Source organism: Kitasatospora arboriphila (assembly GCF_039528095.1).
Classification (GTDB): Bacteria; Actinomycetota; Actinomycetes; order Streptomycetales; family Streptomycetaceae; genus Kitasatospora; species Kitasatospora arboriphila.
Genome location: NZ_BAAALD010000143.1, coordinates 1 through 13,745, shown reverse-complemented (window position 1 = coordinate 13,745; position 13,745 = coordinate 1). Strand labels below are relative to the sequence as shown.

At 75.6% G+C, this 13,745-nt stretch carries 17 protein-coding genes; 7 read left to right on the top strand and 10 right to left on the bottom strand.

Translation table 11 applies throughout. From position 1 onward, the window contains the following. Positions 1-118 precede the first annotated feature (118 nt). Together ABD353_RS37210 and ABD353_RS37205 are read right to left on the bottom strand one after the other, a co-directional pair. Positions 119-505 carry a BlaI/MecI/CopY family transcriptional regulator gene (locus ABD353_RS37210; RefSeq protein WP_344628152.1) on the bottom strand — a complete coding sequence of 129 codons (387 nt, stop codon included), beginning with the start codon at positions 503-505 and terminating at the stop codon, positions 119-121. A gap of 64 nt (positions 506-569) precedes the next feature. After that, positions 570-1,388, bottom strand: coding sequence for an AAA family ATPase (locus ABD353_RS37205; protein ID WP_344628151.1), 819 nt, complete (start codon positions 1,386-1,388; stop codon positions 570-572). A gap of 267 nt (positions 1,389-1,655) precedes the next feature. Here ABD353_RS37205 and ABD353_RS37200 point away from each other — a divergent pair, with 267 nt between their 5' ends. The 3 genes from ABD353_RS37200 (at position 1,656) to ABD353_RS37190 (ending at position 3,779) form a co-directional block, all read left to right on the top strand. Further along, positions 1,656-2,693 (top strand): M4 family metallopeptidase, encoded by a 1,038-nt coding sequence (locus ABD353_RS37200; RefSeq protein WP_344628150.1) that lies wholly within the window; start codon positions 1,656-1,658, stop codon positions 2,691-2,693. Between the two features lie 79 nt (positions 2,694-2,772). After that, on the top strand, positions 2,773-3,099 hold the full coding sequence (cutA, locus tag ABD353_RS37195; RefSeq protein ID WP_344628149.1) for a divalent-cation tolerance protein CutA: 327 nt from the start codon (positions 2,773-2,775) through the stop codon (positions 3,097-3,099). Positions 3,100-3,209: 110 nt separating this feature from the next. Next, positions 3,210-3,779 carry a dihydrofolate reductase family protein gene (locus ABD353_RS37190; RefSeq protein WP_344628148.1) on the top strand — a complete coding sequence of 190 codons (570 nt, stop codon included), beginning with the start codon at positions 3,210-3,212 and terminating at the stop codon, positions 3,777-3,779. Here the strand turns inward: ABD353_RS37190 and ABD353_RS37185 are convergent. From ABD353_RS37185 to ABD353_RS37175, 3 genes are read right to left on the bottom strand one after another with little or no spacing between them, the layout of a single operon-like run. After that, a complete protein-coding gene (locus tag ABD353_RS37185) occupies positions 3,755-4,408 on the bottom strand; it encodes an HAD family hydrolase (RefSeq protein WP_344628147.1) in 654 nt (217 codons plus the stop codon). The two genes, ABD353_RS37190 and ABD353_RS37185, sit on opposite strands and share 25 nt — an antisense overlap. Further along, positions 4,405-4,611 (bottom strand): DUF397 domain-containing protein, encoded by a 207-nt coding sequence (locus tag ABD353_RS37180; protein WP_344628146.1) that lies wholly within the window; start codon positions 4,609-4,611, stop codon positions 4,405-4,407. Before ABD353_RS37180 ends, ABD353_RS37185 begins: the two co-directional genes overlap by 4 nt. After that, complete coding sequence (locus tag ABD353_RS37175; protein WP_344628145.1) at positions 4,608-5,438, bottom strand: helix-turn-helix domain-containing protein; 831 nt, start codon at positions 5,436-5,438, stop codon at positions 4,608-4,610. The genes ABD353_RS37180 and ABD353_RS37175 overlap by 4 nt, the downstream gene beginning before the upstream one ends. A gap of 125 nt (positions 5,439-5,563) precedes the next feature. On the opposite strand from ABD353_RS37175, the gene ABD353_RS37170 reads away from it, so the two are divergent. Next, a complete protein-coding gene (locus ABD353_RS37170; protein ID WP_344628154.1) occupies positions 5,564-6,079 on the top strand; it encodes an ATP-binding protein in 516 nt (171 codons plus the stop codon). A gap of 110 nt (positions 6,080-6,189) precedes the next feature. Continuing rightward, complete coding sequence (locus ABD353_RS37165; RefSeq protein ID WP_425555332.1) at positions 6,190-6,813, top strand: MSMEG_1061 family FMN-dependent PPOX-type flavoprotein; 624 nt, start codon at positions 6,190-6,192, stop codon at positions 6,811-6,813. Positions 6,814-6,838: 25 nt separating this feature from the next. Here ABD353_RS37165 and ABD353_RS37160 read toward each other — a convergent pair whose 3' ends face one another. Both ABD353_RS37160 and ABD353_RS37155 read right to left on the bottom strand, forming a co-directional pair. Then, positions 6,839-7,549 carry a type 1 glutamine amidotransferase family protein gene (locus ABD353_RS37160; RefSeq protein WP_344628143.1) on the bottom strand — a complete coding sequence of 237 codons (711 nt, stop codon included), beginning with the start codon at positions 7,547-7,549 and terminating at the stop codon, positions 6,839-6,841. A 116-nt stretch (positions 7,550-7,665) separates the two neighbouring features. Then, positions 7,666-8,151, bottom strand: a complete 486-nt coding sequence (locus ABD353_RS37155; RefSeq protein ID WP_425555331.1) for a MarR family winged helix-turn-helix transcriptional regulator — start codon at positions 8,149-8,151, stop codon at positions 7,666-7,668. A gap of 90 nt (positions 8,152-8,241) precedes the next feature. On the opposite strand from ABD353_RS37155, the gene ABD353_RS37150 reads away from it, so the two are divergent. Beyond that, on the top strand, positions 8,242-9,066 hold the full coding sequence (locus tag ABD353_RS37150; RefSeq protein ID WP_344628142.1) for an alpha/beta fold hydrolase: 825 nt from the start codon (positions 8,242-8,244) through the stop codon (positions 9,064-9,066). 5 nt (positions 9,067-9,071) lie between these two features. Here ABD353_RS37150 and ABD353_RS37145 read toward each other — a convergent pair whose 3' ends face one another. After that, on the bottom strand, positions 9,072-9,275 hold the full coding sequence (locus ABD353_RS37145) for a hypothetical protein (protein ID WP_344628141.1): 204 nt from the start codon (positions 9,273-9,275) through the stop codon (positions 9,072-9,074). 247 nt (positions 9,276-9,522) lie between these two features. On the opposite strand from ABD353_RS37145, the gene ABD353_RS37140 reads away from it, so the two are divergent. Continuing rightward, positions 9,523-10,392 (top strand): universal stress protein, encoded by an 870-nt coding sequence (locus tag ABD353_RS37140; RefSeq protein WP_344628140.1) that lies wholly within the window; start codon positions 9,523-9,525, stop codon positions 10,390-10,392. 1,238 nt (positions 10,393-11,630) lie between these two features. Here the strand turns inward: ABD353_RS37140 and ABD353_RS37135 are convergent. Next, positions 11,631-12,695, bottom strand: coding sequence for an S-adenosylmethionine:tRNA ribosyltransferase-isomerase (locus tag ABD353_RS37135; RefSeq protein WP_344628139.1), 1,065 nt, complete (start codon positions 12,693-12,695; stop codon positions 11,631-11,633). Between the two features lies 1 nt (position 12,696). Next, on the bottom strand, positions 12,697-13,533 hold the full coding sequence (locus ABD353_RS37130; protein ID WP_344628138.1) for an SDR family NAD(P)-dependent oxidoreductase: 837 nt from the start codon (positions 13,531-13,533) through the stop codon (positions 12,697-12,699). Positions 13,534-13,745: the final 212 nt, after the last annotated feature.

Genomic DNA, 13,745 nt, shown 5'->3' with positions numbered 1-13,745 from the left:
AGCGCGGCGCAGCAGGCGACCGCGAGGGCCGCCCAGCGCGGAGTGAGCCGGGCGGCGAGCGCCCGGACGGCGGGAGCGGAGAGCCAGGGCAGCAGGAGTGCGGCCAGGGCGGGCGTGTTCACGCCCGCTCCGGGGTGCCGCCGGCGTCGGCGAGCAGGCTGCGCAGCAGGGCCTCGTCGCCCGGGCCGAGCGCGGAGACGAAGTGCCGCAGCACGCTGTCGCGGTCGGCGCCCTTGCTGAGCTCGGTGTGCATCCGGGAGGCGACCATGCCGGAGGCGTCCTGGGCGGCGGCGTACACGTAGCCGCGGCCGGCCCGCTCGCGGTGGACGAGGTCCTTCTCGTGGAGCCGGGTCAGGATCGTGGTGACGGTGGTGCGGGCGAGGGCGCTGCCGAGTGCGTCGTTGACCTCGCCCGGGCTGAGCGGCCGGTCGGCCTCCCAGAGGACGGCGAGGACGTCGGACTCCAGCTGCCCGTGCGGGCGCCTCGTCGCTGCGGCGTCGGACATTCCCGGTGTTCCCCTCTCCCCGTCGGACCGCGCCCGGGGCCGTGGCGGCGGCCCGGCCTCCAGGCTACGCGGCGGTGTGCGCGGCCGGGGGCGCGGTGCGGTCGGGGGTGCGTGCGGTCGACGGCGTCGACCGGGCGGACGGACGGAGGTGCTGCGGGCCGGATCGGTGCGGCGCGCAGCCGGTGCGGACACGGCGCGGGCGGCCGCCCCGGTGGGGGGTGGCGGGGCCGCCGGTGGCGGCGGCGAGCAGTCGGGCGATGTCCGGCCGGGTGAGCGGGCCGAGCGGCAGGGTTCGGGCGCGGCGGAGGAGTTCGGCGTGCTCGGCGGTGCGGCCCGTCCAGGCCGCGTCGTCGTCGCGGGCGGTGGCGAGCAGCAGCAGCGGGGTGTTCCGTGCGGTGGCGGCGAGCTCCAGCAGCAGGCGGAGCGACGAGGGGTCGGCGGCGTGCAGGTCGTCGAGGACGATCAGGAGGGGCCGGGCGGCGGCGGCCGCGCGCAGCAGGTCGGCGGTGTCGGCGGTGAGGCGCAGCCGGGCGCCTTCCGGGTCGGGGGCGCGGAGCAGGCGGGCGGTGCGTCCTTCGGTGAGGGCGCGCAGCGGCGGCGAGGCGTGCAGGGGGCGGGCGCAGTCGGGGTCGGCGGCGACGAGCTCGCGCAGCAGCCGGGCCCAGGGGCGGAAGGGGCTGCCGGAGGCCTCCGGCGGGCACCAGGTCCAGAGCGTGCGAAATCCCTCGGCGCGGGTCTCCGCCTCCTCGGCGGTCCTGGTCTTCCCGGCGCCGGCCGGGCCGGTGAGGGCGAGCAGTCCGCCGTGTCCGTGCCGGGCCCGCGCGGCGGCGTCGGCGATCGCGGCCAGGACGTCCCGGCGTCCGACGAACGGCAGGGGCGGCATCGTCCCGTCCTCTCGTGTCCGCGCACCGGGGGCGTTCGGGCGCTCGCCTCCATGGTTCTCCGGTCGGTGTGCCCGCGCGCGGCGGTGCCGTGCACGGGCGCAGGGGTTGGTGCGGATCCCGCCCCCGGCCGCAGATTCTCCGGTGCCACCGGGGGTGGTCGGGGAAATTCGTCGGTTCCTACCCCTGGTCAGGGGGTTCGGCGGTAAGGAATGATCCCGCAGCAACCCTCGCCCCGCTCTGGAGGACCCGTGTCCCGTCCTGCCCGCGTGCCCCGTCTCGCCGTCGCCACCGCCGCCGTGCTCGCCACTGCGGCCGGTCTCGCCGCCACTCCGGCGGCCGCCAAGCCGGCCCCGGCCACGGCCGGTGCGGTCGGCCGGGTCTTCATGGTCAATCCGGTGCAGTCCTCGGGCGACGAGTCGCTGGCGGACGCCAAGGACGCGGCCGCGGCCGTGCCCGCCTCGGCCTACGCGCAGGTGGCGCTGCGGAACCTGGACGGCAGCGGCTACCTGTCGGGCCGGTGGGCGGTGGTCCGCTCGGAGACCGGGGCGCCCGCGTACTCGGCGACCGGCGACTTCCGGTACGCCCGGGACAACGACCGGTTCGAGCAGGTGATGGCGTACTTCTGGGTCAACGAGGCGCAGGAGTACCTGCAGGGCCTGGGCTTCGGCAGTGAGCTGCCGGGTGCGAACGACCGGGCGCAGCCGGTGCGGATCAACCAGTGGGGGGCGGACAACTCCTTCTTCTCCGACAAGAAGGACGAGATCCGCTTCGGCAAGGGCGGGGTGGACGACGCGGAGGACGCCGAGGTGATCGTCCACGAGTACGGGCACGCGGTGCACGAGGCGCAGGTGCCGGGCTTCGGGGCGTCGGCGGAGGCCGGGGCGATCGGCGAGGCGTTCGGCGACTACCTGGCGGTGGCGGTCGGCGCGGCGGCCGACGCGAAGTACGGCTGGACGGCGCGCACCCCGGAGGCCTGCGTGGCCGACTGGGACTCCACCGACTACACCCCCGGCCCGGTGCACTGCCTGCGCCGCCTGGACACCGGCAAGGTGTACGGCGACAAGGTCGGCGAGGTGCACGCCGACGGCGAGATCTGGTCGCAGGCGCTGTACGACATCCGCAAGGCGCTGGGGGCCCGCACGGCCGACCGGGTCATCGTGAACGCGCAGTTCTCCTTCGCGCCCGACACGTCCTTCTCGGCGGCCGCCCTGGCGACCGTGGACACCGCCCGCCGGATGTACGGCGCGAGCGCCGCGGACACCGTCCGGAAGGCCTTCGCCGCGCGGCAGATCCCGGGCCTCTGAGCCGCTCGCGCCGCCTCCGGCCCCGCCGTCGTCCGACGCGGGCCGGGGGCGGGGCGCCGTCGCGCGTAGGCTCGGCGGCATGACGACCCGTGACGTCCTCGTGGTGACCACGACCCACGATGCGCAGGAGAAGGCCCGCGCGCTGGCCGAGCTGGTGGTGCGGGAGCGGCTGGCCGCCTGCGCGCAGGTGTACCCGATCGGTTCGGTGTACCGCTGGGAGGGCGAGGTGCGGTCCGCCGAGGAGTGGCGGATCGACTTCAAGACCACCGCCGGCGTCGTGGACCGGCTCGGCGCGTTCCTCCGGGAGCACCACGGCTACGAGACCCCGGAGGTGGTGGCCGTGCCGGTGGTGGCCGGCTCGGAGGCGTACCTGGCGTGGGTGGCGGCGGAGACCGCCGGGCCGTGACCTCCGGCCGGCCCTTCCCGCTCCATGCTGACACGCCGTCACCGCGGGTGCCGGGCGGCCGGTGGCCGCCGTGCCAGCATGGAGCGGGCGTCGGAGCCGAGGGGTGGGCGATGCGGAAGATCGTGATGCTGTTCTCGGTGTCCCTGGACGGGTACATCGAGCGGCCGGACCGGCGGATCGACTGGCACCTGGTCGACGAAGAGCTGCACCGGCACATGAACGACGTGCTGCGGCCGATGGGCGGCTTCATCAGCGGCCGGGTCACCTGGGAGCTGATGGCCGGGTACTGGCCGACCGCGGACGCCGACCCGGACGCCCCCGGACCGATCGTCGAGTTCGCGGAGATCTGGCGCTCCATGCCGAAGACCGTCTACTCCCGCACCCTGACCCACGCCGACTGGAACACCGAGATCCGGCGGGAGGTCGTCCCGGCCGAGGTCGAGCGGCTCAAGGCGGAGCCCGGCGGGGACCTCGTGCTCGGCGGCGCGGACCTCGCCGCGGCCTTCCTGCAGCACGACCTGGTGGACGAGTACCGGATCTACGTCCACCCGGTGCTGATCGGCGCGGGCAGGCCGCTCTTCCCGCCCGCGGCGGCGGACCGGCCGCTGCAGCTGATGGAGACCCGGACCTTCGGCAACGGCGTGGTGCTGCTGCACTACGGGCGGCCCGCGGCCTCCTGAGCGGCCCGGCCGTCCCGCGCGGCGGGCAGCCGGCCGGCCAGCGCGGCGCGCAGGTCGGCCGGGGTGCGGTAGTGCAGGCCCGCCATGCCCAGGGCGGCGGCCGCGGCGACGTTCTCCGCGCGGTCGTCGACGAACAGGCACCGCTCGGGGGCGACCCCGGCGCGGTCGGCGGCGATCTCGTAGATCCGGGTGTCCGGCTTGGCCGAGCCGACCTCGGCGCTGTTCACCACGCCGTCCGCGAGGTCGGTGAGGCCGAGTGCGGCGAGGTCCTCGTCCAGCCAGACGGTGGCGTTGGTGACGAGCAGCACCGGGCAGCTCGCGCGGGCCCGGCGGAGCAGGTCGACGACCTCGGGGTCGGCCGACTGGGGTGTGGTGGTGAAGGCCCCGGCCAGCGCCCGGGCCTCGACCTCGGAGACGCTCGCGGTGAGCGCGGCGCCGATCGCCTCCCGCCACTGCCCCCGGGTGAGCCCGCCGAGGACGAGCGGCTCCGCGACCCCGGGCCCGAACGCCGCCCGGGCGGTGCTGCCCGGCGGCAGTCCGGCCGCCCGCTCCAGCCGGGTCACCTCGGCGTGGTCGAAGAACCTGATCACACCGTCCAGGTCGCACAGGACGGCGCCGGGCACCGTCATGCGAGTTCGCCGGATCTGACCGCGTCGACGAAGGCCTGCCACGCGGCGGCTCCGAAGACCAGCGCCGGCCCGGCCGGGTCCTTGCTGTCCCGCACCGGGACCATCCCGTCGAAGCCGTCCGCGACCTCGACGCACTCGCCGCCCGAGCCTCCGCTGAAGCTCGACTTCCGCCAGACCGCGGCCGACAGATCGAGTCCGTTCATGGGGTGTAGACCTCCTCCATCGCCGTCTCGACGGCGGTCAACGAAGCGTCCGGCGACAGGGCGTCAGCGCGCAGGTGATGGTACGCCAGTGTGTAGCGCGCCACATCCTCCGGACGGTCGATGAGTTGGCCCGAGTAGGGCCCCTCCAGGTGGGCCACGTCCGGCCCCTGCGTGAACGACAGAAGGGTCATCGAGCCGTCCAGGGCGGTGTGCGCGCCGGCCGCGAAGGGCAGCACCTGCATCACGACCCGCGGGCTGCGGGCCACGTCCAACAACCGTTCCAGTTGGTGCCGCATCACGGCCGGGCCGCCCACCGGGCGCCGCAGCACCGCCTCGTCCAGCACGACCCACAGCAGTGGCGGAGTGGGCCCGTCCAGGATGGTCTGGCGGCTCATCCGGGCGGCGACCAGCTCGGCGACGACCTCGTCCGGTTCGCCGGTGCGGCCCTTGCGGATCACGGCCCAGGCGTACTCCTCGGTCTGCAGCAGCCCCGGCACGACCTGGGCCTGGTAGGTGGCGACGGAGGTCGCGGTGGACTCCAGCTCCACGAAGCCGCGGAACCACGACGGGAAGGCCGGCCGGCCGAGCAGCGGCCAGATGCGGGCCAGCGCGCCGTCGGTGCCCAGCGCCGCGTCGCAGCGTTCGGTGAACTCCCGGGAGGGTTTGCGCCGGGCCGTCTCGACCAGCCCGACGAGCGAGCCGGTGTAGTTCACGACCTCGCCGAGCCGGTCCTGGGTGAGCCCGGAGGCCTCGCGGAAGCGGCGCAGCTCCGACCCGAAGAAGCCGAGCACGGACGACGAAGGGTCCAGGTCTCGCGTCGGTGCCATCGGCGTCCTCCCCCGGCCTACAGCGCCCGTTGTTGAGCGCCGAGCACTACCGAGCGTATCGCCGCGGGACGAGTCTTGTGACGGGCCGGCGCAGATCGCCCCGGCCCGTGACCGTTGGAGCCGTGATGCACGACGTCCCCGCCCGTCCCGCCGCCGAGCGGCCGCCCTTCGCGACGACGGGCGGGGCGGACGGCTTCGGCGGGCGGCTGGAGTTCTGGCTGCCGAGACGCCGGGACTCGGTGCGCGAGGCACGGCGGCGGCTGCGCGACCTGATGGCGGTCTGCGAGCCGTGGGACGCGCGCACCGCCGGGCACTTCACCGGGGACGGCGCTCTGGTGCTGTCCGAACTCGCCACCAACGCGGTGGTGCACGCCCGCTGCCGCGGCGGCCGGGTGCAGTTCCGTCTCCGCTACGGCACGCCGGGCCTGCTGCTGGAGGTGTCCGACCCGGACGGCGGCTGCGGGCCGGGCGAGGTGCCGCGGATCGCGGAGGAGTTCCCGGAGGGCGGGCGCGGGTTGGAGATCGTCGGCGCGCTCGCCGCGGCCTGGGGCTGGCTGCCGCAGGCGGCGGGCGGGGGTGCCGGCAAGACGGTGTGGGCGCTGATCGCGCCGCCGGGTGCCGCGGGGCCGGCGGAGGGCTGAGGGACTGCCGGGCGCAGTGCCGGAAATGCCGTTCCGCGGCGGACGGCACTCGGCTAGATTTCCGGTATGTGATCACAGAACCCGCGGCGCCCGGCCGCCTCTTCGACGCCCTGCAGTCCTCCGCCGTCCGGGAGGTGTCCGAGCTGCGTGAGGTGTACGAGCAGCCCGGCGACCACGCCCGCCGCAAGCAGGTCGACCGGATCCACGACGTGGCCCGGCAGTTGATCGGCTGCTCGTCGCTGGTGATGGTGGCGAGCGCGGACGGGGAAGGCCGTTGCGACGTGTCGCCGCGCGGCGGCCCGGCCGGGTTCGTGGCCGTGCTGGACGACCGGACGCTGGCGATCCCCGACGCCACCGGCAACAAGCGCCTGGACAGCCTGCAGAACGTCGTGACCACCGGACGGGTCGGCCTGCTCTTCGTGGTGCCCGGCCGGGACACCACGCTGCGGGTCAACGGCCGGGCCTGCGTCACCACCGACGAGCGCCTGCTGGCACAGCTGACCGCGGTCGGCAAGCCGCCGCGGAGCGCGATCGTGGTGGAGGTCGAGGAGGTGTACGGGCACTGCCCGAAGGCGTTCCTGCGCGGCTCCGCGTGGAAGCCGGAGCAGTGGCTCGGCAAGGACGCCCAGCCGACCTCGGCCCAGGTCACCCTCTCCCACCTGCGGGACCCGGAACTGACCCTGCACCAGATCGAGCAGGCGGAGCGGGAGTCCCTCCGGTACCGCTACGAGTGACCCGCGCCGCCGCGGAGCGGAGCGGTCAGAGCGGCAGCTCCTCGCCCGCGCGGTAGGAACGGACGGCGGCGGCCTCGCCGCCGTCCGGGCGGACGAGGTGCACCCGGCCCGCGCCGCGCACCCGGGCGCCCGCGCCCCGCACGGTCACGGCGGTGTTCTCGTCGATCGCCAGGCCGTAGGGCACGGCGCCGCGGGCGACCGCCTCGACCAGCCGGCCGAGGGTGCCCCACTGGGCGGCGTGCACGTCGACGGCCGGGGCGATCAGGCCGAGGCCGTCGCGGACCTCGATCTCGTCCAGGTCCTCGGCGGTCTCCTCGGGGCAGACGGGCACGCCCCCGGACAGCCAGCCGCCGACCACCGCGCGCCCGGCCGCGATCGCCGCGCCGGCCGAGAACCCGGCGTACGGCAGCGGGCGTTCGGCCAGCCGGCGGCCGAGCGGCCCGGCCAGCGCCGAGGCGTACTCGGGGGTGAGCCCGCCGCCGACGAAGACGGCGTCCGCGCCGTCGAGCACGGCCGGGTCGAACGCCGCGCCCGGCACCACGGGCACCGCGCGGGGCCGGCAGGGCGCCGCCGCGGTGAGCGCGCCGGACCAGCGCTCGAACTGCTCGGGCACGTCGCCCTCGTCGAGCAGCAGGCAGGCCACCTCGGGCTGCGCCCCGGCCTCGGCCAGGAACGGCCCGTACAGCTCCGCGTACCACGCCTCGTCGCGGCCGCCGCCGACCAGATGGATCGTCATCGCTCCCCCTCCACGGTGTGCATCCTCCACGGTGTTCATCCGGCGCACGCTAGGCGGTCGGGCACCGGCCGGGCGAGCGGTTTTCCGTCCGGACCGCGGGGGCCGGGCCGCCGGCCTCAGTCGACGTCGACGTCGTCGAAGAGCGCGAGCATCCGGGCGAGCACCCGGACGCAGGTCGCGACGTCCGCCTCGGTGAGGTCGCCGCCGGCCTGGCGGAGCAGCGCGTGCTCGCGGTCGGTCACGGCGGTGATGGCGGCGAGGCCGTCGTCCGTCAGCCGGATCAGCGAGGACCGCTGGTGGGCCGGGTTGGGGGCGGTCGCGACGAGGTTCCGGGCGGCGGCGTCGTTGACCATGCGCTGGACGAACTGCCGGCTCAGCGACTGGGCGCGGCCCATCTGCGGGACGGTCATCGGCCCGTGCTCACGGAGCAGGTCGAGGACGGCGCGGACGCCGACCGACAGGCCCTGCGCCGGGGCGTCCTGCTCGATCTTGCGCTGGACCCGCCGGTAGAGCGGGCCCACCAGGGCGAACACCTCCATGAGGTGCGGGGCGATGTCGTCGGGCTCGCCGGGCGGCGGCTGCGGGGGCTCGGTCTCGGTCACGCGGCCATCATGACACCTCGGGTGCCGTATCGATCCAGAAAGATGACAACTTGGTTGTCATCCTTCATGGAATATGGCACCTTGGTTGTCATGACTGATGCTTCGGACCTCGCCACCTTCCCCTCCCACGACGGCCTCCTCGCCTACCGCGACACCGGCAGCGGTCTGCCCGTCGTCCTGCTCCACGCGGGCTTCCTGGACCACACCATGTTCGACGAGCTGGTGCCCGCCCTCGCCCGCCGCCACCGGGTGATCGCACCGGACGCCCGCGGCCACGGCCGGTCCGCCAACGCCACCCTGCCGTTCCGCCAGACCGACGACCTCGCCGCCCTGCTGCGCGGGCTCGACACCGGCCCGGCCGTCCTGGTCGGCACCTCGATGGGCGCGATCATCGCCGTCGACACCGCCCTGGAGCACCCGGACCTGGTGCGCGCCCTGGTGATCAGCGGCGGCGGCACCGCCCTGCGCGAACCCCGCGACCCGTGGCTGCTGGACCTGGAGGCCGAGAAGGCCGCCGCCATGGCCGCCGGAGACATCGCCGGCTGGGTCGACGCCTTCGCCCTGATCGCCGCCGGCCCGCACCGCGGCCTCGACCGGGTCGACCCGGAGGTCGTCCGCCGGGTGAAGGAGATGGCCTGGCGCACCCTCGCCAAGCACACCGCCGACGAGCAGGACCACAGCGTGTCCGTCGCCGACACCGCCGCCCGCGCCAAGGAGATCGCCGTGCCCGTCCTGGCGCTCAACGGCGCACTCGACTCCCCCGACCTGATCGCGCTCGCCGAGGACCTCGCCGCCGCCGTCCCCGACGGCCGCACCACCACCCTCGACGACGCCGCCCACCTGCCGAGCATGGACCGCCCGGAGGCCTACCTCCACGCGGTCGAGGCCTTCCTGCAGGAGATCACGGCAGCCTGAAGCCGCTACGTGCCGGGCGCGGCGCCTTCCGCGGGTTCGGCGCGTCGGCGCAGGTCCGCGCCGCAGCGCCAGCAGCGGGCGCTGCCGGCCGGCTCCGGCACCGCGTCGCAGGACGGGCAGAGCAGCGCCAGCAGGCAGGCCGGCTCACCGCCCTGCTCCTCCGGGCCCGGCCGCTGCTCCCCGTGCCCGCCGAACGGCTCCTCCTCCATGCCCGCCAGGCTACGCCGGTGCATCTACGGCGGTCACAGGGCGTGGCGGCTCGCGCAAACCCGGAGGTGGTGGTGGACTGAGGGGGACGGGAAGGGCCCCAGGAAGACGCGGGGTAGCGGCCAAAACCGTGCACCGCGCAATCAGGATCCGCGAGAAGCGGGTAGCCCCTTCCCGTCGCCGCACGTCGGACGCCGTGCAGCACGGCCGGCCGCCGCCGTTCCTGCTCCGGACACCGCTGGAGGAGCCATGACGTCAGCCGTGGGAAGCCGCCCGGTCGTGGTCGGCGTCGACGCCGGGGACCCGGCATCGGCCGCGCTCGCCTGGGCCGCCGACGAGGCCGTCCGCCGGGGGCTGCCGCTACGGCTCGTCCACGCCGTACCGCCGAGCAGCCGCGACTACCGCGGCTTCGACGAGGGCCACTACCGCACCGCGATGCACGAGGCCGGCGAGGCGGCGCTCGGCGAGGCCCGGCTCGCCGTCGAGGAACGGTACTCGGGGCTCGACATCAGCATCGTCCTCGCCGACGGGCAACCCGGCCAGGTGATCTGCCGGCGGGCCGCCAGCGCCGAGATGGTCGTCCTCGGCACCCGCGGGCTCTCCCGGATCGAGGCGGTGCTCAGCACCTACTCGGTCATCCTGCCGGTCACCGCCCAGGCGCCGTGCCCGGTGGTGATCGTCCGCGGTGAGGAGCAGGTCCCCGAGGAGCCGCCGTACGTCGTCGTCGGCGTGGACGGCAGCGCCGGCTCCGGCGCGGCCATCGACTTCGCCTTCGACGCGGCGGCCCGGCGCGGGGCGGAGCTGCGCGCCGTCTGGGTGTGGCAGGCGCCGACCATCCTGCCGATCGACAAGGCCACCGCGATCCAGGAGATCCGCCGACAGCTCCACGAGGTCACCGCCGGCCGCACCGCCCTGCACCCCGACGTCCGGCTCACCCACGAGGTGCTCACCGGCCACCCCGTCGAGCAGCTCGCCGCGGCCTCCGAGAACGCGCTCGCCCTGGTCGTCGGCCGCCGCGGCCGCGGCGGCTTCACCGGCCTGCGCCTCGGCTCTGTCCCGCACGGACTGCTGCACCGCGCCCGCTGCCCGCTCGTGGCGGTGCCCGCCGACCTCGACTGAGCGCACGACGGCCGCCCGGCCGGCGGACCCGCTGTCAGCGCAGGACGACGGTGATGCCCGTCTCCTCAGGAAGCGCACCACGTGCTCGACGTAGGGGAGTTCGCCCGCCGGGTCGACGCTGACGCCCGCGAGGGCCCGGCGGGCCGTGTCCGCGTCGTGCCAGACCAGGGTGAACGGACCCCGGACGTCCTCGCCGCCGCAGGGGCAGCCCAGCAGCACCCCCCAGCACTGGTGCAGGTGGCGGCCCGGTCCGCCGACCGCCTCGCCCAGCGCGCAGCGGAAGCCGGGGACGTCGGTGACGAACCTGCCGTCCAGGTGGCAGGTGCCGCCGACGGGCACCTCGCCCGAGGTGCCGGTGGTGAACCGCAGCCACTCCTCCCTGGCGGCGGTCGGGAGGCCCGCCCAGGCGTTCCGCTCGCGCGGGACGCCCTCGTACCAGGCGTCCCAGACCGGTCGGGCGGCGCCGGCCGGCCGGTGGCCGAGCCCCGCGCGCACGGTGACGTCGACGTCGATCAGGGCGCCCCCGAGCCGGGACGGCCGTGCACCGTCCGCCCGCGGGTGGACGAGCCGGGCGAGCAGCCGGTCGGTGGGCTCGCAGCCCACCAGCCGGAGCGGTTCCGGCTCCGGCTCCGGCCGCTCGGTGTAGAGGCCCTCGATCCGACGGCACTCGCCGATCCGGCTGCCGGTGCCGTTGTGGATCCCGATCTCCGCCGACTCCGGCTCACCGACGGCACCGGTCCTGCCGGTCGGGGTCGTCGGGCCGATGACCTCGGCCTCCAGCACCAGGTCGAACAGACCGGGGCCCAGCGCGGACGGACGGCTGCCCACCACGACGGCCTCTTCCAGGTCCCAGTAGTGCACCCACCAGCCGTCCCACGCGTCCGGGTGGTCGTCCGGGAATTCCACCGGGACGAACAGGTGGCCCAGCTCGACCGGTTCGCGCCGCGCGCGGTCGGCCGCCTTCAGCAGCCGGCCGGTCGGACGGCATCCGACCAGGGTCAGGGTCTCGCGCCGGGGCACCCGGTCCACGAACAGCCCGTCCATGTCGGCGCACGGCGTCCAGAGCGTCTGCTCGCCGTCCCACTCCTCGCTGACCAGCGCATACCTGAGCGGGATGTCTCGCCGCCGCGCCCACACGACTTCTTCGAACCGCACGTCGTCCTTCCCGTCGGCCCGCATCGTCGCAGCGCGGACCGGGCCCGCACCACCGGATTGCGCGGCGCCCGGGACGGACCCGCTCAGTCGGGGAGCAGCAGGTTGACGTCGCCGAACTCGTGCCAGAGGTAGCGCTGGTCGAGGGCCTCCGCGTAGCAGCGGGTGAGCAGGGGGCGGCCGGCCACGGCCTCCAGCATGAGGAGGTGGGAGGCGCGCGGCTCGTGGAGGCCGGTCAGCAGGCCGTCGACGGCGCGGACACCGCGTTCGGGGGTGATGACGAGGTCGGTCCAGCCGTCGGCGGCGTGGACCTGCCCGTCCCGGTCCGCGGCGGACTCGAGGGCGCGGACGGCAGTGGTGCCCACCGCGATCACCCGGCCGCCCCCGGTACGGACGTGGTTGACCAGCCGGGCCGTGGACTCCGGGACGGAGTACCGCTCGGCGTACGGGGCCTCGTGCGCCTCCGGGGAGGCCACGCCGGTGTGCAGGGTGATCGGCGCGACGAGGATCCCGCGGGAGACCAGCCGGGCCACCGTCTCCGTGGTGAACGGCCGGGCGGCGCTGGGCATTTCGCTGCTGCCGGGCACGGCCGCGAAGACCGTCTGGTACGCCTCGATCGGCCAGTCGCGGTCCACGTAGCCGTACCGGACGGCGCGGCCGTGCCGGGCGAGGTAGCCGGTGAGTTCGCCGGGCAGGGTGAGCCGGGCGTGCCAGAGCCGCGGGGTGAACGGCGCGGTGAGTTCGGCGACGGCACCGCCCGGCAGGGTGACCCGAAGGCCGGGCCGGGCGGGCGAAGCGCCAGGTTCCCAGGGGGCGGTGGCCTGTGCGGTGGGTCGGCGCAGCTCGACCAGGTGGTGGCCGCGTGGGTCCGGCTGGGCGGAGGAGAGGTGCACGGCGACCTCGGTGCCGTCCGGGAGGGCACCGGTGAGTGCGGCGGGCAGGGTGGCCGAGTTGTTCACCACCAGCAGGTCGCCGGGGCGCAGCAGGTCGGGCAGCTCGGTGAAGCGGTGGTGGGAGGTGGCGGTGCCCTGCCGGCGGCCGACCAGGAGGCGGACGCCGTCCCGGGTCAGGCCGCGGGCCTCGGCGGGTGCCCGGGCGGAGAGTTCGGGCGGGACGGTGAAGTCGTAGCCGGTGTCCACGGCGGTCGCCATCTCACTCACCGGCCGGGGTCGGGGCGTCGGCGGCGGTCCGGGCGGCGACGGCGGGCGCGTCGGCGGCGGTCGGTCCGGCAGCGGTCGGTCCGGCGGCGGGCAGGTCGGCCGCGCGGTAGCGGCCGGCGGCGGGGCGGTCCCGGAGCAGGCCGAGCAGCGCGGGGACGACGGTGGCGGGCAGCGGCCGGTCGGAGATGTCCTCGCCGGGGAAGGCCTCCTGGTGCATCCGGGTGCGCATGTCCCCCGGGTCGACGGCCCAGACGGCGACGGCCGGCTCCTCGGTGGCGAGCACCGCGGAGGCGTGGTCGAGGGCCGCCTTCGAGGCGCCGTACCCGCCCCAGCCGGGGTAGGCCTCGACGGCCGCGTCCGAGCTGATGTTGAGGACGGCGCCGCGGTGGTCGCGCAGCTGGGGCAGCAGCAGCTGGGTGAGGGCGATCGGGCCGAGCACGTTGACCTCGAAGGTCTCCAGCAGGCCGGGCAGTGGGAAGCCGGCGAGGGTGGGCAGCGGCGCGCCGTCGAGGTCGTAGCCGGTCAGGGTGGAGGCGTTGTTGACGAGCAGGGAGGCTCCGCCGAGGGCCTCCGCGGCCTCGACGAGGCGTTCGCGGTGGTCGTCGTCGACGACGGAGCCGGCCGGGGCGGCGACCTTGGTGACGGCGGCGAGTTCGGCCTCGGCGGCGGCGAGTTCGGCGGTGTTCCGGGCGGTGATCACCAGCTGCCAGCCGTCCCGGGCGAGGGCGCGGGCGAGTTCCAGGCCGAGCCCCCGGGAGGCTCCGGTGACGACGGCGACGGGCGGGGTCTGCGGGCTGTCGGTGGCTGCCGGTGCAGCGGCGGTGTCCATGCCCCCACTCTCGTCCCGCACCGGGCCCGCCCGGATCGGCCGCCGGCCCGGTGCCCCGGGGCCCTTGGCCCTACGACCGGGGCCTTAGGGCGGTTCTTCAGAGGTGCCCCCACGCGCCCCCATATGGCATCCGTACGCCTTTGAAGACACGTCCTAGCTGGGCGTTTCACCCATGAAAGCGCTGGTTGATGCGGGTTTTAGAGCCGTCCGGC